Origin of the sequence: Paenibacillus sp. FSL R10-2782 (assembly GCF_038592985.1) — a bacterium.
Taxonomy (GTDB): Bacteria; Bacillota; Bacilli; order Paenibacillales; family Paenibacillaceae; genus Paenibacillus; species Paenibacillus terrae_C.
Window position 1 is genome coordinate 4,906,852 of sequence record NZ_CP151951.1, and the last position, 26,866, is coordinate 4,933,717.

Consider the following 26,866-nt stretch of genomic DNA (forward strand, 5'->3'; position numbering starts at 1 on the left):
ATGCCTTAAATCGAGATTTCAATCAGTCCAAGCTCATTCTCATCCATTTCACTCAATGAAATGTCCATTAATTTCCTTCTCGGGTCAGTAGATATAGCATTCAGTATAAGAAGCAGATCATTGGACATGCGCTCCATCGTTTTGGCCTTGAAGAGACGGGTACTATATTCAAAACTGAATCGTAAGCCCTGTTCATCAGCCGTCGCATATAAGGTTAGATCAAATTTTGCGGTATTATAGGCATTAGTGTATGGCGTAAATGTCAGTGAATCTATTGCCAGGGTCGTCTCCTCTGTATTTTGAAGTACAAGCATCGTATCAAATAAAGGAGTCCGGCTAATGTCCCTTTTTAAATGGAGCTTGTCCACTAATTCCTCAAATGGGTAGCTTTGATGCTCGAAGGCACTTGTCATCGTATCTTTGACCTCTTGGAGATACGTGAGGAATGATTTCTCTGCTGCGGGATAATTCCGAATAGCGAGTGTATTCACGAACATACCAATTAACGGCTCCGTATCTACATGCGTCCTGCCCGCCATCGGTGCACCCACAATCACATCCTCCTGCCCACTGTATTTCGCAAGCAAAACCGTATAAGCTGCCCATAAAATCATGTGGAGGGTTGCCCCTGTACGTTTCTCCAAGTTCATAATGCCTTGACTAACCGTAATATCCGCATCAAATTGAAATTGTTCACCTTCATGGCTTTGCACAGGTAACCGTTCATAATCTGTCGGTAATTCAAGCTTAGGTAAGTCACCGTTAAACATATTAAGCCAGTATTTTGCATGCTTGTGCATGTCTTCATTTTCAAGCTGCTGTTGCTGCCATACGGCATAATCCTTGTATTGAATAGTAAGAGGAGGCATAGATTTCCCCTCATAGAATTCAATGAATTCTTTCATAAAAATATTCATAGAAATGCCGTCCGAAATCAGATGGTGCATATCAAACAACAGCAAATGGCGACTGTTACCAAGCGGGACAACCCCGGCACGCATTAAAGGAGGTTGATGAAGCTCAAAGGGCCGGATAAAGTTACTTATTATGACCTCAACCGCTGTTGTTTCGCCAGAATTTATTTGCTCAAGATCAAACGCTGCTTCTGCATGCACATATTGCACAGGCTCCCCTTCAATTGCTTCAAAGCCCGTTCGCAAAGGTTCGTGCCGTTGAATCAATTGCCTTAACGAATATTCCAGTCGATCTACATCCAATGCCCCTTCCACAATCAGCACAGCGGGCATATTGTAGATCATTTCTCCACCTGTAGACTGGCTAGCTATAAACAGCCGCTTCTGTGCGGAAGAAACAGGGTAATACACACTCTCCTGAGCTTTCGGTATAGGAGTATACGATGTACGGTTCTCCATCCGATCTACATACCCCGCCAAGTCTTCAATGGTTGGGTATGTGAAAATATCCTTAAGCGTAACTTTAGCATTTAATTCCTTATGAATTTTGGCAACAAGTTGAGTTGCTTTAAGTGAATGACCGCCGATATCAAAGAAATGATCCGTGATGCTCACTCGTTCTCTTTTCAATATGTCAGCCCATATCGCTGTAAGCAGCTGTTCCGTATGTGTGCGTGGCGGGATGTAGGATTCAGCCGACTGCTGATCTGCGGCTGGTACAGGCAATGCCTGGCGATTGATTTTCCCGCTGGTTGTCCAGGGCATACGATCTAGTTGTATTACAAAGGATGGAACCATGTATGCAGGCAGATAACGCGCGACTGCTGCACGTACATCTTTAGCGGAGAGATATTCCCCTGCTGTAATATAAGCGCACAAAACCTTGTCCCCGTCGCCATCATCTCTTGCGAGAACGATCGCCTCCTGAACAGATTCCAGCTTAAGCAGTACATTTTCAATCTCACCCATTTCAATACGAAATCCCCGGATCTTAACCTGATCGTCCAGACGGCCAAGACAATACACATATCCTTCTGACCCAAAGACCGCCAAATCTCCGGTGCGATACATTTTTGCGTTCGGTTCGGTCTGGAACGGGTCCGGCACAAAACGGGAAGCAGTTGCTTCCGGTTGATTCACATATCCTCTTGCCACACCAGCTCCCGCAATGTAAAGTTCCCCTGCGATTCCAATAGGCTGCGGCTGTAAAGATTCATTTAAAATGTATAGACGAGTATTGAGATTGGGCGTACCGATAGGGATGCTATTTTCAAAGTGCTGATCATGACACAAGTAACTGGCAACTTCAACGGTTGCTTCAGTAGGCCCATAGGTGTTATACAACTGCGTGCCATTCGGGATTGTCAGCACATCATAAAATTGCCGGGCTAATGACGACGACAGCATTTCGCCCCCAACCGATATATATTTTAATGTTGCAAGCTGATCTGCTGCGCTGTACTCACGAACATAATCTACAAAAGCTTGAAGCATGGAAGGTGCGAATTCGAGATGTGACACCCCGTATCGTTGGACGGCGGCCGTGATAGCTGCAGGGTCTTTCTCTTCTCCGGGCTCCAGTATACTGAGACAAGCTCCCCTTAGCATCCACCAGCACAATTCCCACACAGATGCGTCGAAAGAGACAGAAGTTTTTTGCAAAAGTACATCTTCCGCTTCAAGGGGACTCCGTTGTTCTAAAGTATGAAGAAAATTCAAAACAGAACGATGCTCTACCGCCACGCCTTTAGGCTGGCCGGTCGACCCCGATGTATAAATGATATAAGCCAAATTAGAAATGGAACAATTGCATTCCAAATTATGGGAATCTTCATCACCGCATGACGTGTGATCAACTATTATGCTCTCTCCAGCAAAGTTTATAGGATGCTGCGTATGATAGTCCGTCAGCAAAACCGCTGCCCCCGAATCCTCTAGCATGTACTCGGTTCTGCTCGCCGGGTATTCTGGATCAATGGGCACATAGGCCCCGCCCGCTTTCCAAATGGCCAGCATACTGAGAATGACCTGGGGTGAACGCTCAAATAGTATAGCTACAGGGTGATCCTCACGAACACCTGCTTTTCTTAATGTGCGAGCCAACCTGTTGGCTTGCGCGTTTAATTCTGCGTAAGTCATTTGTACCTCACCATATACCAGTGCGATGCGCTCTGGTGTTCGGGCTACTTGCGCTTCAAAAAACTGATGAATAAGAATATGTTCCGGGATAACTGCCGCTGTATTGTTAAAATGTTCAAGAATATTTTGGGATTCCTCGCGTGTCAGTATATCCAGCTTGCGGATTACAAGGTCTGGTGAATTGGTAGCTTGGGTAATTATACGCTCTAGATGTCCCTTCATCCTTGCCACATGTGCATGGCTGTATGTCTCTGTGTTGTATTGAAATTCGATTTGCATATTTCCACCAGGAACGACACTTATCATGAAATCATAATTGGTTTGCTCAGATGTCTTAACGTCCAAAATCTGCAATGATGTTGCTTCCGGATCACTGCCTTGTATCAGAGCCTGTTCAATCGGATAATTTTCAAAAACCATAATATGGGTGATTAACTTTTGTTTTTGATCTGTTTGTGCCTGAATTTCATATAGCGGGAACGTCTCATAGCTGTGTGAAGCAACAGCTTGTTGTTGTACGATACGGATGATTTCAGAAAAAGTCTGATCTGGACTGCACTGAATACGAACAGGCACGGTATTGATAAACAAACCAATCATGTCCTGAATTCCGGGCAAATGAGGCGGTCTACCAGATACAACACTGCCAAACACGACATCAGTGGTGTTATTATATCGCTGCAGCAGCAGGCCCCACACCGTTTGCATCAGGGTATTGACAGTAACATGCTGACGGATGGCTGTGTTTTTTAATTTAGTTGTCAGGTCTTCTCCCAAGCTCCAAGCCAGCTTCTCTTGACATGGCTCCCCAACAGGAGACGGTGGCAAAACGGATGACAGGCTGGTATGTCCTTCATAACCTGCCAAGTAATGTTTCCAGTAATCGGATGCTTCCTTTTGATTTTGCGCTCCAAGCCAGTTCACATAGCTGCTGTAAGGAAAAACCTCTTTCAACCGGGGAGGACGACGCTGGCTGATCGCATCATAAAGCTCAAACAGTTCTTGCGTAACCATCGGAATGCACCAGCCATCCATTAACATATGATGAAAGCTCCAGATCAAATCGTATTCATCAGGACCTGATTGCAAAACCGTAAACCTCGTTAGCGCGTCTTGCTCTAGATCAAAGCCTCTTCTTCGGTCTTCAGCCGCCAAATGGAACACCCTGTCGTTTCGTTCTGATTTATCAATGCAATTGATGTCCTGATAAACCAGATCAATTCGGCTTTTTTGAAATACCACTTGCAGAGCTTCCTTGTTCCAGCCCCTATAAAAGCTGGTTCTGAACACAGCATGTCGCTGTCCTAATCTGTTGAGACTTTGAGCAAGAATATCCAGATCCAGTTGGCCCTTCAAATGAATGATCATCTGTTCAAAATAGGCTTCCGATTGGGAATCGAGCAAACTGTGAAACAACATGCCTTTTTGCATCGGTGTCATCGGATATAAGCTCTCCAATTCACCTAGTTGTTGTGTAGATTGGATCAAACGGTCCAACTCGGCGATTTCCATTTCAGAAAACGATACATCACTAGGTGTGAGTTCTGTTCCTTCTTTAGAAATACAATGAAGTATAATTTCCTGCAGACTCGTTCTCAGGCAGTTGCCAAGCTGTTCTATGGACTCCTTCTTGTACTGGGTGTGGCTATAGTAAATAGTCAGCGACAATTTCCCCTCATAAACCATTCCGTGTATCTCAAGCAGGTACGGACGAACATGACGCTCACTTACAGTTAAGCCGCCAGGATACGGTGATGGTCGCATATGTCCATCCGAGTTCAAATCATATTGCCCCAGATAGTTAAAACTGATTTCCGGTGTTGGACCAGCCATTCCATCCTCGGTCTGATCCGAGGTGTAGCGCAGCAGCCCATACCCGATACCTTTGTTGGGAACTCGCCGCAGCTCCTCCTTCACCGTCTTGATTTGCGCAGATAATGCCTGTCCTGCCGGAAAGGACAGCCGTACCGGATAGCGACTGGTGAACCACCCTACCGTCCGCGTTACATCCAGTTCCGGCACGATCGCCTCTCGGCCATGCCCCTCCAGGCTGATCGCTACTTCCGTGATGCCCGTCCATGCCTGTATGGCCCGTCCCAGTGCGGTCAGCAGTAGATCATTCATCTCTGTCGTATATGCCCGGTGACTTTGCTTGAGCAGCTGCTCCGTCTCTCCCGCTGTCCACTGCACCGTCACTTCTTCACTGTCCTTTACCAAGGATACGCTCGTCTCGGCGTAGTCCTGCGGCAGCTCTGGTGCTGCTGTTGCTTGGATGCCCGCCCAGTACCCTGCTTCCGCCTGCAGCGCCTCACTCCTCGCATAGTGCGACAACCCCTCTGCCCAAGCCTGAAAGGCGTCCGTTTTCATCGGCAGCCGGATCGGTTCCCCTTGTTGTGCCTGGGTATACGCTGTGTCCAAATCCTCCAGCAGTATGCGCCAGGAGACGCCGTCGATGACCCAGTGGTGGATTGCCACCAGCAGATGATCGCCATCCGTACACCGGAACAATCCCAGCTTGACCAGTGGGCCTTCGTTCAGATCCACCGTCGCCTGAATCCGGCTCGCCTCTGCCTCAATCGCTTCCTCGCTGTCTGTATCCGGTGCCATGTCCAGCACCTCCAGGCTGTAGCCCGCTCCCTCCCCGATCTGACGGGTCCACGCCGTATAACCGCTATCGCTCTGGCGCAGCACGGTCCGCAGGGCATCATGGTGATCCGTTAATGCCTGCATCGCGGCTTGCAGTGCCCTCACTTCCCAACCGTCCGAGCGCTGCAAAACGACACACTGGTTATAGTGATGCAGGTCGGTCGGCTGCTCGATCACAAAGGCCTGCTGAATCGGGGTCATTCCCGTAACCCCGCGGATCTCGCCTTGCTCTGCCGTCCGCCTCACCGGCTCGACATGGGAACTTAAGACGGCAATCGTAGGATAGGTCAGCAGTTCTTTCATCCCCACCTGGTAGCCCGCTTGGTACAGCTTCGCTGACACCTGGATGGACTTGATGGAGTCCCCGCCCAGATCCAGGAAGGAATCATGAATGCCGACCTGCGCCACCCCTAATACCGCTGCCCAGATCGAGACGAGTTGCTCCTCAACTGCATTGCGCGGCGGTGCATAATCAACACCTGGCTCCAAGTACGCCTGTGGCGCGGGCAGTGCCTTGCGGTCTACTTTTCCGTTGGACGTCAGCGGCAGCGCCTCCAGAGGCACGAAGTAGGTCGGGATCATATACTCCGGCAGCGACGTACTCAGCGCTGCCCGCAATTCTCTACCCGTCATTTTTCCGTCCGTGACGACGTAGGCACACAGCTCCTGCCATCCGCTTTCTGCCGAGCGGGCGATCACTACCACCTCTCGGACCGCAGCCAGCGCCCGAATCGCACCTTCCACTTCCCCCAGCTCAATCCGGTAGCCCCGGATTTTCACCTGATCGTCCGTGCGGCCAATATACTCCAGCTCCCCGTCGATCCGCCGGCGTGCTACGTCACCCGCCCGGTACATCCGTTGCCCCGCTACAAAGGGATTCGCCACAAACTTCTCTGCCGTCTGCTCCGCCCGGTTCAGGTACCCTCGGGCTACCCCGTCTCCGCCAATGTACATCTCGCCTGCGACCCCGGCTGGCACCGGCTGTCCATACGGATCCAGCACATAAATGCTCGTATTCGCTGCCGGACGGCCAATCGGCACATACTCGCCCATCGGGCGGGCCGGATCATACAGATAGCTCATACAACCGACGACGGTCTCCGTCGGGCCGTATTCGTTGAACAGCAGCACCGTGCCACCGCTTTGCTCCCAAATCCCTGCCGCAAGCTTCGCGCTCAGATTCTCTCCGCCGACGATCATTCGGCGGATCGTGCTGTCCTGCACCAGCCCCAGTTCATGCACCAGATGCAGGTGAGCCGGGGTCAGCTTGATCAGATCGATCCGGGGATCGCGGAAGATGCGCGGCAGCAGCGCCGCTTTATCGTCACCCGGGTACACGATCACTGTATTTCCCGTGATCAGCGGCGTGAAGATGCTCGTCACCGTCAGGTCAAAGGCCAGGGAGGAATACAATGGGAACGTCGTCTTCATCCCTTGTACATACGTGCGGCTGGACCACCAAATATAGTTGGTCAGCCCCTGATGTTCAATTAACACGCCCTTGGGCTGACCCGTGGAGCCGGAGGTGTAAATCATGTAGGCCAAATGCTGCATCCGATCTCGGGGAGCGTCCAGCTCCTCCACAGGGGCAGCCGTTTCCTCCAGTGCCCCGTTCGCTCCAAGGAGTAGTACCCTACCGTTATAGTCCGCCGGAAGCTGGACTCCGTCCCCCACCAGCGCAATGCGAGCGCCGGAATCTTGAAGCATGTAGGCGATCCGTTCGTCTGGAGAAGCCGGGTCCATCGGCACGTAGGCCCCGCCTGCTTTCAGGACAGCGAGAATGGCGATGACCACCTCTGCGCTGTGTTCGGCACAGATCGCAACCCGATGGTCGGCCTGCACGCCCGCTGCCCGGAGGGTATGCGCCATCCGATTGGCCTGAGCATTAAGCTCCCGGTAGGTAAGCCTGCGATCCTCGCAGATGACTGCCGTCTGTTCCGGTGTACGCGCCACCTGTTGTTCAAACAGTTGCTCCACCGTCTGCTCCCGCGGATAATCTGCTGCCGTATCGTTCCAGCGATAAAGATATTCCTGACTCTGATTTTCCGGCAGCGTCTCTATATCACCGAGTGCCTGATCCGGTTGAAACAGCATCACAGATAAAAGGTGGTTTAAATGCGCAACCAGTTGCTTGATATAAGCTTCTTCGTAGCTTTGCGCATTGTACTGAAGCTGAACATTAATGCCATCCTTCTTCATTACAAAATGAAACTGTATATCCACATTTACATTGGTTGTTTCCAGAAGTGAATGGAGACTGTCCAATGCAACAAGCGTAGGAATGACAGGACGGTTGGCCGAATCATATTGCATACGGAGTTTTCCGACCATTTTTCTGAATGGCAGCCCTTGATGCTCCAAACTATCGCTTAACGACTGCTTAACCTCATTAAATAATGACTTAAATGAATGAGTAGGCTCCAGTTTACTTTTAATAATAAGAAATTTATTGATCCGGTTATGTACATCTTTTGATGTGGGTATACCGAGCAAAACGTTATTTTCGCCTGTGTATTTATTTAATAAACTGGTTACCCCAGCTAATAGAATTATAAAAACCGCCATGCTGGAACCGCCAGACAGTTGTAAAATCCGCTGTGAGACTGCTGCAGATAACGGTTCACATAAGGTTTCCCGTCCATTTATGTGTAATTCTGATCCACCCTTAGAAGCAGAATTGCAAAATGGGAAGGCCGTAGGTGCATCGTCAGCTTGAAACGTTTGATTCCAAAATAACTCCTGTTGTTTAAACTCTGACATGATCTGACCCCCAGTATGTTAATGATGAATTATGGTACATAACCATCTAAATAGCATCTAAATAGCATCTATAGAGCAACATATTGAGCCTCTTCCGAAATGGAGAGAATGTGTCTTACACACCCTCTCCTTCCGAAAGCAAGGATTAGAAACTCAGTTCAATGGAACTAATAACACTTTGATCCGGTACCCTTTTTTCAATTAATTTAATGTCCTGAATAGGAATTTCAGGCTGTTGCACCACTTCAGACAGAACAGACAACAAATCTGTGGCAAGTACATGAATTGTTTCCATCTCAAACAGATACCGGCTGAATTCAAACTCGCATCGCAGTTGTTCTCCTTCGGGCTGAACATATAACGTTAAATCAAACTTGGCACTTTTCCGTGACTGTTCGTAAGAAGAAAAGACGAGGGAGTCCATTTCAACTGCTATTTCACCCATATTCTGATATACCAGCATAGTGTCAAACAAAGGATTGCGTCCCGGTTCACGTTGCAACTGCAAATGTTTCAAAATCTCTTCAAACGGATAATCCTGATGCTCGTATGCATTAAGCATCGTTTGTTTTACATCCTGTACATAATCCGAAAATGTTTTTCCAGCAAACGGTTGATGGCGCACCGCCAGTGTATTGACGAACATTCCAATTAACGGCTCCATGTCGGCGTGGGTTCTTCCCGCCACGGAAGTACCAATAATCATGTCATCCTGCCCACTGTATTTAGCCAGCAAAACGGTATATGCAGCCATGAATACCATAAAGAGCGTTGCGTCCGTGCTTTCGGCAAGCTGCTGTAATTCCTGTGCAAGAGATTTTTCAATTACAAAATGATGGACATCTCCTTCATAGCTGCGCACTGTTGGTCTTTCATAATCTGTAGGCAGTTCCAGCTGGGGCAAGTCCCCTTTGAACATTTCCAGCCAGTAATCCTCGTGGCGCTTGTATGCACCATCTGCTATTTGAGCTTGCTGCCAGACTGCATAATCTTTGTACTGAATACGAAGCGGCGGTAACGTTTCTCCGCCATACAGTCTTATAAATTCCTGGACCAAGATGTTCATCGAAACCCCGTCCGATACCAGGTGATGCATATCAAATAATAAAATATGGCGTTCAGCATCTGTTTGAATGATTCCAACACGAAGCAACGGAGGGCGCTGCAGGTCGAACACACGCACAAACTCCCAAATACAAGAATCGATTTGATCCTCCGTTGCGTGAAGTAGCTCAACCTCAAACGGAGCATTTGGATAAATAAACTGTGCTGGCTCTCCTGCTGCCAGTTCAAACCCGGTTCGCAAAGATTCGTGCCGCCCTATGAGTTGTTGGAAGGCCTGTTCCAGACGGTTGACATCAAGAGAGCCAGTAACGATCAACGCACCTGGCATATTATACGTAAGCTGCGCACCTTCAGCCTGACTTGCAAGGAACAGGCGTCTTTGAGCTGAAGATACTGGATAATATGCCTGCTCCGCAGCAACCGGAATGGAATAATACGTATGTGAATCCAGCCCGGTAATCAGCTCTGACAAACGTTCAATGGTCGGAAAGCGGAATACATCCTTCAAAGAAATGGATGCATCCATCTGTTTTTGAATTTGGGAAACGAGTGTTGTAGCTTTGAGTGAATGTCCCCCTTTGTCAAAAAATGAATCCGTTATTCCGATACGCTCTACATCAAGTATTTCTGCCCAGATCGAGACGAGTTGCTCCTCAACTGCATTGCGCGGCGGTGCATAAGCAACACCTGGCTCCAAGTACGCCTGTGGCGCGGGCAGTGCCTTGCGGTCTACTTTTCCGTTGGACGTCAGCGGCAGCGCCTCCAGAGGCACGAAGTAGGTCGGGATCATATACTCCGGCAGCGACGTACTCAGCACTGCCCGCAATTCTCTACCCGTCATTTTTCCGTCCGTGACGACGTAGGCACACAGCTCCTGCCATCCGCTTTCTGCCGAGCGCGCGATCACTACCACCTCTCGGACCGCAGCCAGCGCCCGAATCGCACCTTCCACTTCCCCCAGCTCAATCCGGTAGCCCCGGATTTTCACCTGATCGTCCGTGCGGCCGATATACTCCAGCTCCCCGTCGATCCGCCGGCGCGCTACGTCACCCGCCCGGTACATCCGTTGCCCCGCTACAAAGGGATTCGCCACAAACTTCTCTGCCGTCTGCTCCGCCCGGTTCAGGTACCCCCGGGCTACCCCGTCTCCGCCAATGTACATCTCGCCTGCGACCCCGGCTGGCACCGGCTGTCCATACGGATCCAGCACATAAATGCTCGTATTCGCTGCCGGACGGCCAATCGGCACATACTCGCCTATCGGGCGGGCCGGATCATACAGATAGCTCATACAACCGACGACGGTCTCCGTCGGGCCGTATTCGTTGAACAGGCGCACCGTGCCACCGCTTTGCTCCCAAATCCCTGCCGCGAGCTTCGCGCTCAGATTCTCTCCGCCGACGATCATTCGGCGGATCGTGCTGTCCTGCACCAGCCCCAGTTCGTGCACCAGATGCAGGTGAGCCGGGGTCAGCTTGATCAGATCGATCCGGGGATCGCGGAAGATGCGCGGCAGCAGCGCCGCTTTATCGTCACCCGGGTACACGATCACTGTATTTCCCGTGATCAGCGGCGTGAAGATGCTCGTCACCGTCAGGTCAAAGGCCAGGGAGGAATACAATGGGAACGTCGTTTTCATCCCTTGTACATACGTGCGGCTGGACCACCAAATATAGTTGGTCAGCCCCTGATGTTCAATTAACACGCCCTTGGGCTGACCCGTGGAGCCGGAGGTGTAAATCATGTAGGCCAAATGCTGCATCCGATCTCGGGGAGCGTCCAGCTCCTCCACAGGCGGAGCCGTTTCCTCCGGTGCCCCGTTCGCTCCAAGGAGTAGCACCCTGCCGTTATAGTCCGCCGGAAGCTGGACTCCGTCCCCCACCAGCGCGATGCGAGCGCCGGAATCTTGAAGCATGTAGGCGATCCGTTCATCCGGAGAAGCCGGGTCCATCGGCACGTAGGCCCCGCCTGCTTTCAGGACGGCGAGAATGGCGATGACCACCTCTGCACTGTGTTCGGCACAGATCGCAACCCGATGGTCGGCCTGCACGCCTGCTGCCCGGAGGGTATGCGCCAACCGATTGGCCTGAGCATTAAGCTCCCGGTAGGTAAGCCTGCGATCCTCGCAGATGACTGCCGTCTGTTCCGGTGTACGCCCCACCTGTTGTTCAAACAGCTGCTCCACCGTCTGCTCCCGCGGATAATCTGCTGCTGTATCGTTGAAAACTGTTAAAATATCCTGTTTTTCTTCTTTTGTCAGCCAATCCAGTTCATGGACTCCCATGTCTGGTTTAGCGGCAGCCTGCTCCAACATTTGGAGGAATCGGCCTGCTACTTGTTCTATTATTGAGGTGTCGTAGACATTGGCATTAAATTCAAAATGAACTGTTATGTCTTCGCCAGGCAACACAATGACATTAAAGTCGTAATGCGTCTGCTCCGTGACGTGTGCATTGGAGATCAGCAAACTTTGACCCTCGTCTCCATCCATACTTGTCAACTGCTGCTCCAACGGATAATTTTCAAACACCATAATATGTGATAGTAGTTGGTGCTTCTGTGGTGTTCGCGCTTGTATTTCCATTAAGGAATACGTGTCAAACTCATGAGCAGCGAGTGCTTGCTGCTGCATCCTTAAAGCCAAATCAGCAAACGAATCATCCGCATCACAATGAACACGTACCGGAATCGTATTAATGAACAAGCCTACCATGCTTTCAATACCTGCAATAACAGGCGGTCTGCCTGACACCACCGTACCAAATACAACATCCGTATGGTTATTGTATTTTTGCAGTAGAATCCCCCATACAGCTTGCATAAAAGTATGAACCGTTACACGATTGCTATTCGCTGCCTGCTTGAGCGAATAGGTCAGCGAATGTCCAAACCGACGGATTACTCTGCCCGATTCGTAGCCTTCAAATTCCGCAGCTTGGACCAGCTTCCCTGGCAGTATCGTTTGTTCTTCATAGCCTGCAAGATAATTATTCCAGTAAGAAGCGGCTTCCTCGACAGGACGGGATTCAAGCCATTCGATATAGTCGCTGTACAGAGGAGCGTCTTGTAATCGAGGCTGTCTCTCATTTCGAATTGCTTCATACAATTCAAACAATTCTTGGGCGACAAGCGGTACGCACCAGCCGTCCATAAGGATATGATGAAAGCTCCAAACCAGACGGTATGAGCGTTGCCCTGTACGTAAAACAGATAACCTCATTAGCACATCCTGTTGGAGATTAAATCCTTTGGCCTTGTCTTGATCGGCATAGGCTGTCAGCCACTGTTCCCGCTCTGATTCTCGGATACCCCTAACATCTTCTGTGCGAAAATCAATGCGTGAATCCTGGTATACCACTTGAAGTGGGGTATCTTTCCAGCCAGTATAAAATCCAGTTCGCAATATAGCGTGTCTGTGTGTTAATTGATCCAAGGCTTGGACAAAAGCCGCTTCATTCAAGACACCTTCCATATCAAATGTAGTCTGTTCAAAATAGGCGGCAGACTGAGGATCCAGCAGACTGTGGAACAACATTCCTTTTTGTACAGGCGTTAATGGGTAAATATTCTCTATTGCTCTGTCCTGTCCCATATGCAATATGATCTGTTCCATTTCTGGAATGCTTATCCCTTTGCATAAAATATCGCTTGGGGTCAGCTCCATCTGTTTTTTGGACATACAGTGGTTAATGATTTCGCGCAAGGAGCATTGGAGTTTCTCAGCCAGGTGTTCCACCGTTTTTTGACGGTACTGCTTTCGATTGTAGCTGATAGCAAGATTCAGACATCCGTCTGTAATCATACCGTGGAACTCCAGCACATATGGTCTCCGCCCTCCCTGACTGACATCCGAGCCACCGGAATAATGTGAAATAGACATTCCACTGTTGCTTAAATCCTGATCAAACTGGCCTAGATAATTGAAACAGATTTCAGGTTCAACCAGCTTACCCATTTCTTCACCATGATGGGAGAGATGACGCAACAAGCTGAATCCGACTCCCTTTTGCGGTATTTCACGCAATGCTTCTTTGACCGTTTTAATGCGAAGTCCCGTGTCTGCATCCGTTGGAATGTGTAGAAGAACAGGATATTGACTCGTGAACCATCCTACCGTCCGGCTGATATCACAATCCGGCAACATATGCTCTCTACCGTGGCCTTCCAAATTTACAAATATATTTTCACTGCCTGTCCACCCATGGATTGCAGTTCCCAGCGCAGTAAGCAACAGATCATTAATTTCAGTACGATAGGCACGGTTCGTCTGTTTCAGCAGTTGCTCCGTCTCCATCTTTGTAAACCGCAGTGTCAGTAATTCGCTGTCTCCAATCGTGCCTTGACCCGTCTCGTCATAATCTCTAGGTAAAGGAGCTGTCTCAAAGTCTTTTACGCGTCTCCAATATTGAAGCTCCTGCTCGATGGACGTACTATTTGCATACTGCACCAGTTGATTGGCCCATACCTGATAGGCATCCGTTTTTGACGGCAGCTTGATATCCTTGCCCGACTCTGCTTGCCCGAAGGCATTCGCCAAGTCCTCCAGTAAAATTCGCCAAGATACGCCGTCTACCACCAAATGATGAATGACAATCAGCAGATGATCACCGTCGGGACAACGGAACAGTCCCAGTTTTACCAACGGACCTTTTTCCAGATCAATGCTGCGCTGAATTCGATTCGCGGCTTCCTCAATTTCTGCCATAACCTTAGCTGGATTGGAGGCTGTGAAGTCCAGGACTTCCAGATCGTACAATTCCCCTTCACTGATTCCACGATTCCATGCTTCATAGCCGCTGTCCGTCCGTCGATATACGGTACGTAAAGCATCGTGGTGCGTAATTATGCTGTCCATTACCTGCCGCAATGCCTCTTCTTTAAAGCCCGAAGGCCTGTGCAAGAAAAACGACTGGTTAAAATGTGCTTCATTTCCCGTTTCTTGCGTGAATAACCATCGTTGTATCGGTGTCAACTCCACTTTTCCACTAATTTCACCTTGCTCGGGTATTCTGGTCACCCGCTCTGTATAAGGACTGAGCGCAGCAATGCTCGGATATTTAAACAGGTCTTTCATTCCAATTTTGTAGCCGGCCTGAATCAATCGGGACGATACCTGAATGGCCTTAATGGAATCGCCACCCAAATCAAAAAAGTTATCCCCTGTTCCTATCTGCGGCACACCGAGCACCTTTTGCCAGACAGTGACCAGCACCTGCTCCACTTCGTTTCCAGGCGCGGTATACTCCACTCCGGTTTGAATACTCTCCGTTGGCACAGGCAGCTCTTTACGGTCCACTTTCCCATTAGGCGTTAGCGGTAACCGTTCCAGCGGAATCATATAGGCTGGTATCATATACGCTGGCAGCTCTTCCAATAGAGCTTCCCGTATCCGCGCGCCCGTCATCTCGCGCTCAGCTACATAGTACGCCGCCAATTGCTTCGCGCCATCCTCCGCTTCATGGACAACCACAGCCGCTTGCTGGACGAAGGGCAGGCTCTGCAGCTTCGCTTCAATCTCTCCCGGCTCAATCCGGTATCCTCGGATCTTCACCTGTTGGTCCAGCCGTCCCAGATAGCTGATTGTTCCGTCTGGACGCCAGCGTCCCCGGTCCCCCGTCCGGTATAACCGTTCACCCGCTGCCCATGGATGCGGCACAAACCGCTCACGGGTTAATTCCTCCTGATTCAAATAACCACGGGCCAGACCAGCTCCCCCGACCCAGATTTCTCCCGCCATCCCTATCGGCAGGAGCCGCCCCTCTTGATCCATAATGTAGGCGGTTGAGTTGGCGATCGGTCGCCCAATCGGAATATGGTTGGTATAGTCCTGGTCAATCTCAAAGCTGCAGGAAAAGGTTGTGTTTTCCGTCGGACCATAACCATTCACCAGCGTGACATTCGGGCATGCGCGGCGTACCGCCGATACGACCGATGGCACGAGCGCATCCCCTCCCACAATGAGGTAACGCAGCGGCTCAAACTGTGCTGGCTCTTGCTGCGCCAACTGATGGAACAGTGGCGCGGTCAGCCACATGACCGTAATTTGGTGCTCTCGGATAGCTTCCCCCAGCAGTTCTGCACTCAACAGAACCATCTCGGGTACAATGACCAGCCTCAGCCCGTTCAGCAAGGCCCCCCAAATTTCAAACGTACAGGCGTCAAAAACCAGCGCCCCTGTTAGCAAAATACGGTCAGCAGGTGTCCATGCTACAACATTTGTTTCTTTCACCAAACGTACGACACTTCGCTGCTCCACCATGACCCCTTTGGGTTGTCCGGTCGAACCTGAGGTATACATCACATAAGCCAGATGATGGGCTTCTGATACGCTCGGCAAGTCAGAGTCATCCGCAGCATATGCATTTTCGTCCCCCAGGTCCAGCATTCGGCCCTCATATCCGGCCTGCTCGACCCGTTCCATGGCCTGATGAACGGCATCTCCAGTTCCGGAAGATGCTGTCAGCAGCATGTTGACCTGACCGTCGGCCAGCATAAAGCGAATACGTTCCGCCGGATAAGTCGGATTGATCGGTAAATAGGCGCCTCCAGCCTTCAAAATGGCTAACATTCCCACAATCATGTCTGCAGAGCGATCCGCCAAAATCCCGATCCGCTGATCCGGCTGCACGCCGCAGGCCCGCAGCGTATGCGCTAGCTGGTTCGAGCGTTTCTGCAAGGCACGGTAGGTCCAGCTCTTGTCCTCGCATACAATCGCAATTTGCTCCGGTACACGTGCTGCCTGTTCTTCAAACAACTGCGCAATGGGCAGCTCGTGCGGATATGCTTGGGCAGTATCATTAAAGACGTCCAGAATCAGACGTTTGTCCGCCTCGGTTACCCACTGGAGCTCGTTGACACGTATGTCCGGGCGTTCCGCTATTTGCCGCAAAAGATGAAGCAACTGGTTGCTGATTTGCTCTATGTCTGCCTGATTATAGACGCTTGCATTGTATTGGAACTTGAATGTGAATGTGTCCCCAGGCAGCACAATGAGATTAAAATCATAGTTCGTCTGCTCACGAATCTCCGCACCAACTATAGTCAAGCCCGTCGTATGTTCGCCTTGAATAAGCTGCTGCATTTGCTCCTCTACAGGATAATTTTCAAAAACAAGCAAATGTGTGATTAAGTCCTGTTTTTGATGGGTATGAGCCTGAACCTCATACAATGGGTACGTATCGTAAGCCGCTGATGCCACGGAATTAGACTGAGTCCGAATCATGATTTCAGACAGAGAATCCGTGGAATGGCATTGAATACGCACCGGGATTGTGTTAATAAATAATCCGATCATTTGCCCGGCTCCCGCCAAATCTGACGGTCTGCCCGACACGACTGTACCAAAAACTACATCTTGGCTTGCGTTTGCCATTTGGAGCCATAGTCCCCATACTGTTTGCAATACTGAGTTTAACGTCACCTGATGTATTGCTGCTATCTGCTTTAATTGTCGTATCGAATCGTTATCAAGCTCAAGCGCCACTTCTTGGCGGATATATTTTTGATCAGAGTCCCCATCCTTCTCTCCAGGGATAGCAGTATGCTCCTCATACCCCGACAAATATTGCTCCCAATAGTGGGCTGCTTGCTCATCATCCTGCGCCGCCAGCCACTCCATATACTTGCTGTAAGGAGCTGATTTCTGTACATTAGGCTGTCGGTTTGCCAGAAAAGCCGAGTAATACTCGAACAGTTCACTTGTGACCAGCGGTACACACCAACCATCCATCAAAATATGGTGAAAGCTCCAAATGAATGAGTACGTCTCATCCGCAATACGGAAAACGGCCATTCGCATCAATATATCCTGTGACAGATTGAATCCCCGTTGCTGATCCGTCTCTGCATAGGAATGCAGCCTTTGCTGTTGCTGTACCTCCTCCAGTTCCCTTATGTCTTCTGTATACAGCTCGACTTGTGGGTTCTTGTAAACGATTTGGAGAGGATAGTCTTTCCATGCTCCATCAAAACGGGTACGGAGGATAGCGTGCGCTTTTGTCAATTCCTCCAGACTTTTCCCAAAAACGTCCAGCTTCAAGTCTCCTTGCATTTCAAAAGTAATTTGCTCAAAATAGGCGCCAGATCTGGAATCCAGCAAATTGTGAAACAGCATCCCCTTTTGTAAAGGAGTCAACGGATACACATCTTCAATGTCACCTATATGCTGTGTCTGCTGAATAATCTGCTCCAACTCTTCCATGGTCAAATGCTTTAGAGATAAATCACTTGGTGTGATTTCCGTCCGTTCGCAACTTGCACAGTGTTCGATGACTTGACGCAAGCTATCTTCCAGATGTGCTGCAAATTGCTGCATAGTTTGACTTAGATATTGTTTTTTACTGTAACTTAGCTGTAACGATAAATTGCCGTTAGTAATACTGCCGTTAATTATTAACTTATATGGCCTTAATTGATTCCCACTCACCTCGGAGCCGACAGAATAAGTGGACAGGCGCATAGAGCTATTTTTCAAATCCTGATCAAACTGACCCAGGTAATTAAAGCTGACTTCAGGCTGCAGGTCGCCAAATGTTGCATTCCGGGCACCGTGATTTTCAGATAAGTACCGCAGTAAGCCATATCCGATCCCCTTGTTAGGAATCTCCCGTAATCCTTCCTTAATGCCTTTAATTCGACTGGCTATACTAGTGTGATGACGAACGGAAAGAATGACCGGGTATAGACTCGTGAACCAGCCAACCGTACGTGAAATATCAACATCATCCATAATGCTTTCCCGGCCATGTCCCTCCAGCATAATTGCGACCTTCTCCATGCCAGTCCAGCGATGAACAGCTATGCCAAGAGCTGTAAGCAGCAAATCATTTATTTCCGTGTTATAAGCCCGATTTGCCCCTTTTAACAGCTGTCCGGTCTCCTCTTCAGACCATTGCAAGGTTATAGTCTCGCTGTCTTTTATCAAGGAACGGCTTACTTCCAAGTCCACAGGAAGTGGTGAGACGATGGTATGATCCACTGCTTCCCAAAAAGAACGCTCCGGCTCAATTGCATTGCTAGTGGCATAATCTGACAGCTTATATGCCCATGTCTGAAAAGAATCAGTTTTCAAAGGTAATTGAACAAAAGCTCCGGCTTCTACCTGTTCATAAGCACTTGCGATATCTTCCAGCAAAATCCGCCAGGACACACCATCCACCACCAAATGATGGATGACAATTAGTAGATGATCACCATCTGCACAACGGAACAGACCCAGCTTTACTAATGGACCTTTTTCTAAATCAATGCTTTGCTGTATCCGGTTAGCTGCAGCCTCAATTGCCGCAAAAGGCTGGGAGTCGGCTGTAAAATCTACAATTTCCAGATTATACAGCTCCCCATCATCCATTCCACGATTCCATGCCTCATACCCATATTCTGTCTGACGAAATACCATACGAAGCGCATCATGATGGCTTATGACACCTTTCATGGAATGTCGCAGCGTCTGTTCATCAAACCTTTGCTCTCTAAAGAGCAGCATGGATTGATTCATATGATGAGGATCGGCAATTTGGTTTTCTAAAAACCAATACTGGATAGGAGAACGTTTAACCTTTCCAACTACCGTCTTTTGATCCGCTACTCTGTTCAGTATTTGCATATGAGAATTTAGCGAAGCGATAGTTGGATAAGAAAATAAATGCTTCATCTCCAAATGATATCCCGCTTGTCTTAAACCGGATGAAACTTGAATGGCCTTAATGGAATCGCCACCCAAATCAAAAAAGTTATCCCCTGTTCCTATCTGCGGCACACCGAGCACCTTTTGCCAGACAGTGACCAGCACCTGCTCCACTTCGTTTCCAGGCGCGGTATACTCCACTCCGGTTTGAATACTCTCCGTTGGCACAGGCAGCTCTTTACGGTCCACTTTCCCATTAGGCGTTAGCGGTAGCCGTTCCAGCGGAATCATATAGGCCGGTATCATATACGCTGGCAGCTCTTCCAATAGAGCTTCCCGTATCCGCGCGCCCGTCATCTCGCGCTCAGCTACATAGTACGCCGCCAATTGCTTCGCGCCATCCTCCGCTTCATGGACAACCACAGCCGCTTGCTGAACGAAGGCCAGGCTCTGCAGCTTCGCTTCAATCTCTCCCGGCTCAATCCGGTATCCACGGATTTTCACCTGTTGGTCCAGCCGTCCCAGATAGCTGATCGTTCCGTCCGGACGCCAGCGTCCCCGGTCCCCCGTCCGGTATAACCGTTCACCCGCTGCCCATGGATGCGCTACAAACCGCTCACGGGTTAATTCCTCCTGATTCAAATAACCACGGGCCAGACCGGCTCCCCCGACCCAGATTTCTCCCGCCATCCCTATCGGCAGGAGCCGCCCCTCTTGATCCATAATGTAGGCGGTTGAGTTGGCGATCGGTCGCCCAATCGGAATATGGTTGGTATAGTCCTGGTCAATCTCAAAGCTACAGGAAAAGGTCGTGTTTTCCGTCGGACCATAGCCATTCACCAGCGTGACATTCGGGCATGCGCGGCGTACCGCCGATACGACCGATGGCACGAGCGCATCCCCTCCCACAATAAGATAACGCAGCGGCTCAAACTGTGCTGGCTCTTGCTGCGCCAACTGATGGAACAATGGCGCGGTCAGCCACATGACCGTAATTTGGTGCTCTCGGATAGCTTCCCCCAACAGTTCTGCACTCAACAGAACCATCTCGGGTACAATGACCAGCCTCAGCCCGTTCAGCAAGGCCCCCCAAATTTCAAACGTACAGGCGTCAAAAACCAGCGCCCCTGTTAGCAAAATACGGTCAGCAGGTGTCCATGCCACAACATTTGTTTCTTTCACCAAACGTACGACACTTCGCTGCTCCACCATGACCCCTTTGGGTTGTCCGGTCGAACCTGAGGTATACATCACATAAGCCAGATGATGGGCTTCTGATACGCTCGGCAAGTCAGAGTCATCCGCAGCATATGCATTTTCGTCCCCCAGGTCCAGCATTCGGCCCTCATATCCGGCCTGCTCGACCCGTTCCATGGCCTGATGAACGGCATCTCCAGTTCCGGAAGATGCTGTCAGCAGCATGTTGACCTGACCGTCGGCCAGCATAAAGCGAATACGTTCCGCGGGATAAGTCGGATTGATCGGTAAATAGGCGCCTCCAGCCTTCAAAATGGCTAACATTCCCACAATCATGTCTGCAGAGCGATCCGCCAAAATCCCGATCCGCTGATCCGGCTGCACGCCGCAGGCCCGCAGCGTATGCGCCAGCTGGTTCGAGCGTTTCTGCAAGGCACGGTAGGTCCAGCTCTTGTCCCCGCACACAACCGCAATTTGCTCCGGTACACGTGCTGCCTGTTCTTCAAACAACTGCGCAATGGGCAGCTCGTGCGGATATGCTTGGGCAGTATCATTAAAGACGTCCAGAATCAGACGTTTGTCCGCCTCGGTTACCCACTGGAGCTCGTTGACACGCATGTCCGGGCGTTCCGCTATTTGCCGCAAAAGATGAAGCAACTGGTTGCTGATTTGCTCTATCTCTGCCTGACTATAGACGCTTGCATTGTATTGAAATTTGAATGTGAATGTTTCGCCAGGCAGCACAATGAGATTAAAATCATAGTTCGTCTGCTCACGAATTTCCACATTGACTATCGTTAAACCGGATTTGTGCCCTCCCTGTACGAGCTTATGCATCTGTGCGTCTACCGGATAATTTTCAAACACCAGTATATGCGTAATCAATTCTTGTTTTCGACCGCTCTCCCTCTGCATCTCATATAATGGATACGTATCATATGCGATGGAAGAAATCGCCTGTCGTTGGCTCATTTGAAGCAGCCCTGCAAAGCTCATATCTGCTGTTGTGCGAATACGTACTGGGATGGTATTAATACATGGTCCCACCATAGTGGAGACACCTTCCAGTTCCGCCGGTCTACCCGACACCACGCTACCAAAGACAACATCATCACTGTCGTTATGTTTTTGAAGTAGTGTTCCCCATATAGTCTGTATAAAAGTATTGACAGTAACTTGTACATCAGCGGCTGCCATCTTCATGTAACGTGTTAATGCCTCATCTATAAGGCAAGTATATTCTTCACATACATAGCTGTCGTTCACATTTTGAAGAGGCGTAGCGGCAGGGACATTCGCTTGCCCTTCATACCCATCCAAATAAGCCTGCCAGTAGGCAGATGCCTCTTCATGGTTTTGCGCTTCAAGCCACTCGATATATTGGGAGTATGGAGCTACAGCAGGTAGCTTAGCCTGTCGTTGCTGGAGTGCAGCATCGTAATGCTCCATCAGCTCACCGAAAATGAGTGGCAGACACCAACCGTCCAGAATGATATGATGAAATGTCCAGATACACTGGTATTGATGGTCTTTTGTGCCTAAAATGGTCATGCGCATCAATGGACCGCGTGCCAAGTCGAATCCGAGCTCCTTTTCTTGCAACGCGCATAACCTTACATGCTCCTTATACTGTTGTTCATTTAGTGCGCCCATGTCTTCATAAACGAAGCTCAACCGGGCATTCCGATATACTATTTGCAGCGGAGCATTCCGCCAATTATCCATAAAACAAGTACGAAATACGCTATGTCTCTGCATTACTTTTTCCAAAGCATTTGCAAAGTGATCCACGTTAAGCTGACCATGCAGCTTAAATAAAATCTGCTCGACATAAGCAGATGATTGCCTGTCAGCTACACCGTGAAACAACATTCCCTTTTGCATCGGCGTTAAAGAGTAAATATTTTCAACCTCTTGAGGATGCTCGCAAGCTTGCTGCAGTTGCTCCAACAGTTCGTCCAATTCTCCAACGGACAATCCTTTCATCGAAACATCACTTGGCGTAAGCTGCACCTGTTCCTGACTCACGCAATGCTCAATAATTTCAATGATTTTATCGTGCAGCAGCCAAGCCAGCTTTTGTATACTTTGCTTTTCAAATTGTTTGGCACTGTAGCTGATGCTGAAAGACAGTTGTCCTTGCGCCACGATGCCGTTAATATCAAGTGCATAGAGTCTGTTCTGGTTGGGACTGACAGATAGTCCACCCATAAAAGGCGCTACCTGCATGCCTTCATAACCAGTCTCCGTATCGAATTGCCCCAGGTAGTTAAAACTGATTTCCGGTGTTTGGCCAGCTATTCCATCCTCGGTCTGATCCAAGGTGTAGCGCAGCAGCCCATACCCGATACCTTTGTTGGGAACTCGCCGCAGCTCCTCCTTCACCGTCTTGATTTGCGCAGATAATGCCTGCCCTGCCGGAAAGGACAGCCGTACCGGATAGCGACTGGTGAACCACCCTACCGTCCGCGTTACATCCAGTTCCGGCACGATCGCCTCTCGGCCATGCCCCTCCAGGCTGATCGCTACTTCCGTGATGCCCGTCCATACCTGTATGGCCCGTCCCAGTGCGGTCAGCAGCAGATCATTCATCTCTGTCGTATATGCCCGGTGACTTTGCTTGAGCAGCTGCTCCGTCTCTCCCGCTGTCCACTGCACCGTCACTTCTTCACTGTCCTTTACCAAGGATACGCTCGTCTCGGCGTAGTCCTGCGGCAGACCTGGTGCCGCTGTTGCTTGGATGCCCGCCCAGTACCCTGCTTCCGCCTGCAGCGCCTCACTCCTCGCATAGTGCGACAACCCCTCCGCCCAAGCCTGAAAGGCGTCCGTTTTCATCGGCAGCCGGATCGGTTCCCCTTGCTGTGCCTGGGTATACGCTGTGTCCAAATCCTCCAGCAGTATGCGCCAGGAGACGCCGTCGATGACCCAGTGGTGGATTGCCACCAGCAGATGATCGCCATCCGTACACCGGAACAATCCCAGCTTGACCAGTGGGCCTTCGTTCAGATCCATCGTCGCCTGAATCCGGCTCGCCTCTGCCTCAATCGCTTCCTCGCTGTCTGTATCCGGTGCCATGTCCAGCACCTCCAGGCTGTAGCCCGCTCCCTCCCCGATCTGACGGGTCCACGCCGTATAACCGCTATCGCTCTGGCGCAGCACGGTCCGCAGGGCATCATGGTGATCCGTTAATGCCTGCATCGCGGCTTGCAGTGCCCTCACTTCCCAACCGTCCGAGCGCTGCAAAACGACACACTGGTTATAGTGATGCAGGTCGGTCGGCTGCTCGATCACGAAGGCCTGCTGGATCGGGGTCATTCCCGTAACCCCCCGGATCTCGCCTTGCTCTGCCGTCCGCTTCACCGGCTCGACATGGGAACTTAAGGCGGCAATCGTAGGATAGGTCAGCAGTTCTTTCATCCCCACCTGGTAGCCCGCTTGGTACAGCTTCGCTGACACCTGGATGGACTTGATGGAGTCCCCGCCCAGATCCAGGAAGGAATCATGAATGCCGACCTGCGCCACCCCCAATACTGCTGCCCAGATCGAGACGAGTTGCTCCTCAACTGCATTGCGCGGCGGTGCATAAGCAACACCTGGCTCCAAGTACGCCTGTGGCGCGGGCAGTGCCTTGCGGTCTACTTTTCCGTTGGACGTCAGCGGCAGCGCCTCCAGAGGCACAAAGTAGGTCGGGATCATATACTCCGGCAGCGACGTACTCAGCGCTGCCCGCAATTCTCTACCCGTCATTTTCCCGTCCGTGACGACGTAGGCACACAGCTCCTGCCATCCGCTTTCTGCCGAGCGGGCGATCACTACCACCTCCCGGACCGCAGCCAGCGCCCGAATCGCACCTTCCACTTCCCCCAGTTCAATCCGGTAGCCCCGGATTTTCACCTGATCGTCCGTGCGGCCGATATACTCCAGCTCCCCGTCGATCCGCCGGCGCGCTACGTCACCCGCCCGGTACATCCGTTGCCCTGGCACAAAGGGATTCGCCACAAACTTCTCTGCCGTCTGCTCCGCCCGGTTCAGGTACCCCCGGGCTACCCCGTCTCCGCCAATGTACATCTCGCCTGCGACCCCGGCCGGCACCGGCTGTCTATACGGATCCAGCACATAAATGCTCGTATTCGCTGCCGGACGGCCAATCGGCACATACTCGCCCATCGGGCGGGCCGGATCATACAGATAACTCATACAACCGACGACGGTCTCCGTCGGGCCATATTCGTTGAACAGGCGCACCGTGCCACCGCTTTGCTCCCAAATCCCCGCCGCAAGCTTCGCGCTCAGATTCTCTCCTCCGACGATCATTCGGCGGATCGTGCTGTCCTGCACCAGCCCCAGTTCGTGCACCAGATGCAAGTGAGCCGGGGTCAGCTTGATCAGATCGATCCGGGGATCGCGGAAGATGCGCGGCAGCAGCGCCGCTTTATCCTCACCCGGGTAGACGATCACTGTATTTCCCGTGATCAGCGGCGTGAAGATGCTCGTCACCGTCAGGTCAAAGGCCAGGGAGGAATACAATGGGAACGTCGTCTTCATCCCTTGTACATACGTGCGGCTGGACCACCAAATATAGTTGGTCAGCCCCTGATGTTCAATTAACACGCCCTTGGGCTGACCCGTGGAGCCGGAGGTGTAAATCATGTAGGCCAAATGCTGCATCCGATCTCGGGGAGCGTCCAGCTCCTCCACAGGGGCAGCCGTTTCCTCCGGTGCCCCGTTCGCTCCAAGGAGTAGCACCCTACCGTTATAGTCCGCCGGAAGCTGGACTCCGTCCCCCACCAGCGCGATGCGAGCGCCGGAATCTTGAAGCATGTAGGCGATCCGTTCGTCTGGAGAAGCCGGGTCCATCGGCACGTAGGCCCCGCCTGCTTTCAGGACAGCGAGAATGGCGATGACCACCTCTGCGCTGTGTTCGGCACAGATCGCAACCCGATGGTCGGCCTGCACGCCTGCTGCCCGGAGGGTATGCGCCATCCGATTGGCCTGAGCATTAAGCTCCCAGTAGGTAAGCCTGCGATCCTCGCAGATGACTGCCGTCTGTTCCGGTGTACGCCCCACCTGTTGTTCAAACAGCTGCTCCACCGTCTGCTCGCGCGGATAATCTGCTGCCGTATCGTTCCAGTCATAGAGTGTTGCCTTTACTTCGTCTTCATCCATCATGGATAATTCGGCTATAGTACAATTTGGAGAACCTGACATTCCTCGCGCAATGTTCAGTAGACAAGACATGATGGATGAAATTTCCTCACCGTTAAACAACTCTGTACGATAATCGACGTATATTTCCATCGCATGCTTATCTATTTTTTCGACGACATGAATCAACAAATCGTTGACCTCATCCCCACAAAAATTCGTATAAGCAATTAACGGAGCCCCGTCGATTTCCTGCACGGTCAGTGGTCTATACTCAATTGCCGTTCCAAACAACCTTTGAATGTCCTGAACTGTATGCAACTCACGAATATCCTTGATGAGCTGGTTATATGGATATTTTTGATGACGTAAAATTTTGGATTGCAACTTAGATACCTTTTGAAGAAAGGAAAGTACTTCTTCCTGAGGGTCCACAAATATTCTTACAGCTGTGGTGCTCACATACATTCCGAGAGTTTCTTTTTCCTCTCTCGTAGAGCGATTCACATAATTGGTTCCAACCACCATATCGCTTTCGTGCGTCATTTTATTCATGTATACGTAGAATGCGCTTAGGAAAAACGTAAACATACTGATTTTATATTGATCCGAAAACAGCTTAATACGTTGATATAATTCGGCATCAATATCAAAATATTTTCGTTCACCCTTGGTACTTGTCAGTAATGAATTGTGTGGTTTGAGTTCGGTTAGAACCGGCAACGTTTGAAACTGCTCCAACCAAAACGCTTTATCTTTTTGATAACGTTCCGATTGTTCATAATTTTTTTCAGTAGATATATAATCGATGTAAGAGCCTGCATTCGACGAAGGTAGGAATTGACCCTCTTTAATATCCATGTAGGTTTTTGTAATTTCGTTTACCAGATTAGCCAGACTGATTCCGTCGGATATTATATGATGAATTTTGATGTTGTAACCAAAGCATTTGTCTTTAATTTTAAAAATTCTGAATTGGTATAAATCAGAATCATAGAGTTTGAGAGGTTCTCTATTATGAATATCGAGCCAGCTGTCCATATACTGTTCATAGTTCTCTTCCGGTATCTCCACATGAACTATTGTATTATATGTAAGAGGGCCGATATATTGCTTCGTTTCTTCCCGCTCAGTCATCAGCTTTATGCGGAAAGCAGTGTGCCGCTTAATGACTGTTTCAATAACATGCTGTAATAAATAAAGATTTATAGGAACAGTGAATTTAATCGTGCCCGAAAGAAGACAGGAAGCTGTATTCGGATTCAGCATTTCGGTATACCAGATTCGTTGTTGTGCTTGTGTTAACGGATACAATGTTTTTTCAGTATGTTCCATTATTTACGCCTCGCTTTATGTGCTAATTTGTAATACGAAC

General features: G+C 50.1%; 2 protein-coding genes. Both read right to left on the minus strand.

Features of this window, described 5'->3' with window-relative positions; translation table 11 throughout:
• Positions 1–5: 5 nt before the first annotated feature.
• Positions 6–8,459: an amino acid adenylation domain-containing protein gene (locus NST83_RS22535; RefSeq protein WP_342415720.1), complete on the minus strand. Its 8,454-nt coding sequence runs from the start codon at positions 8,457–8,459 to the stop codon at positions 6–8.
• Positions 8,460–8,604: 145 nt separating this feature from the next.
• Positions 8,605–26,826 carry a non-ribosomal peptide synthase/polyketide synthase gene (locus tag NST83_RS22540; RefSeq protein ID WP_342415721.1) on the minus strand — a complete coding sequence of 6,074 codons (18,222 nt, stop codon included), beginning with the start codon at positions 26,824–26,826 and terminating at the stop codon, positions 8,605–8,607.
• Positions 26,827–26,866: the final 40 nt, after the last annotated feature.

Coding starts and splice junctions, on each gene's coding strand:
- NST83_RS22535 (WP_342415720.1), bottom strand. CDS start 8,459: ATGTCAGAGTTTAAACAACAGGAGTTATTTTGGAATCAAACGTTTCAA.
- NST83_RS22540 (WP_342415721.1), bottom strand. CDS start 26,826: ATGGAACATACTGAAAAAACATTGTATCCGTTAACACAAGCACAACAA.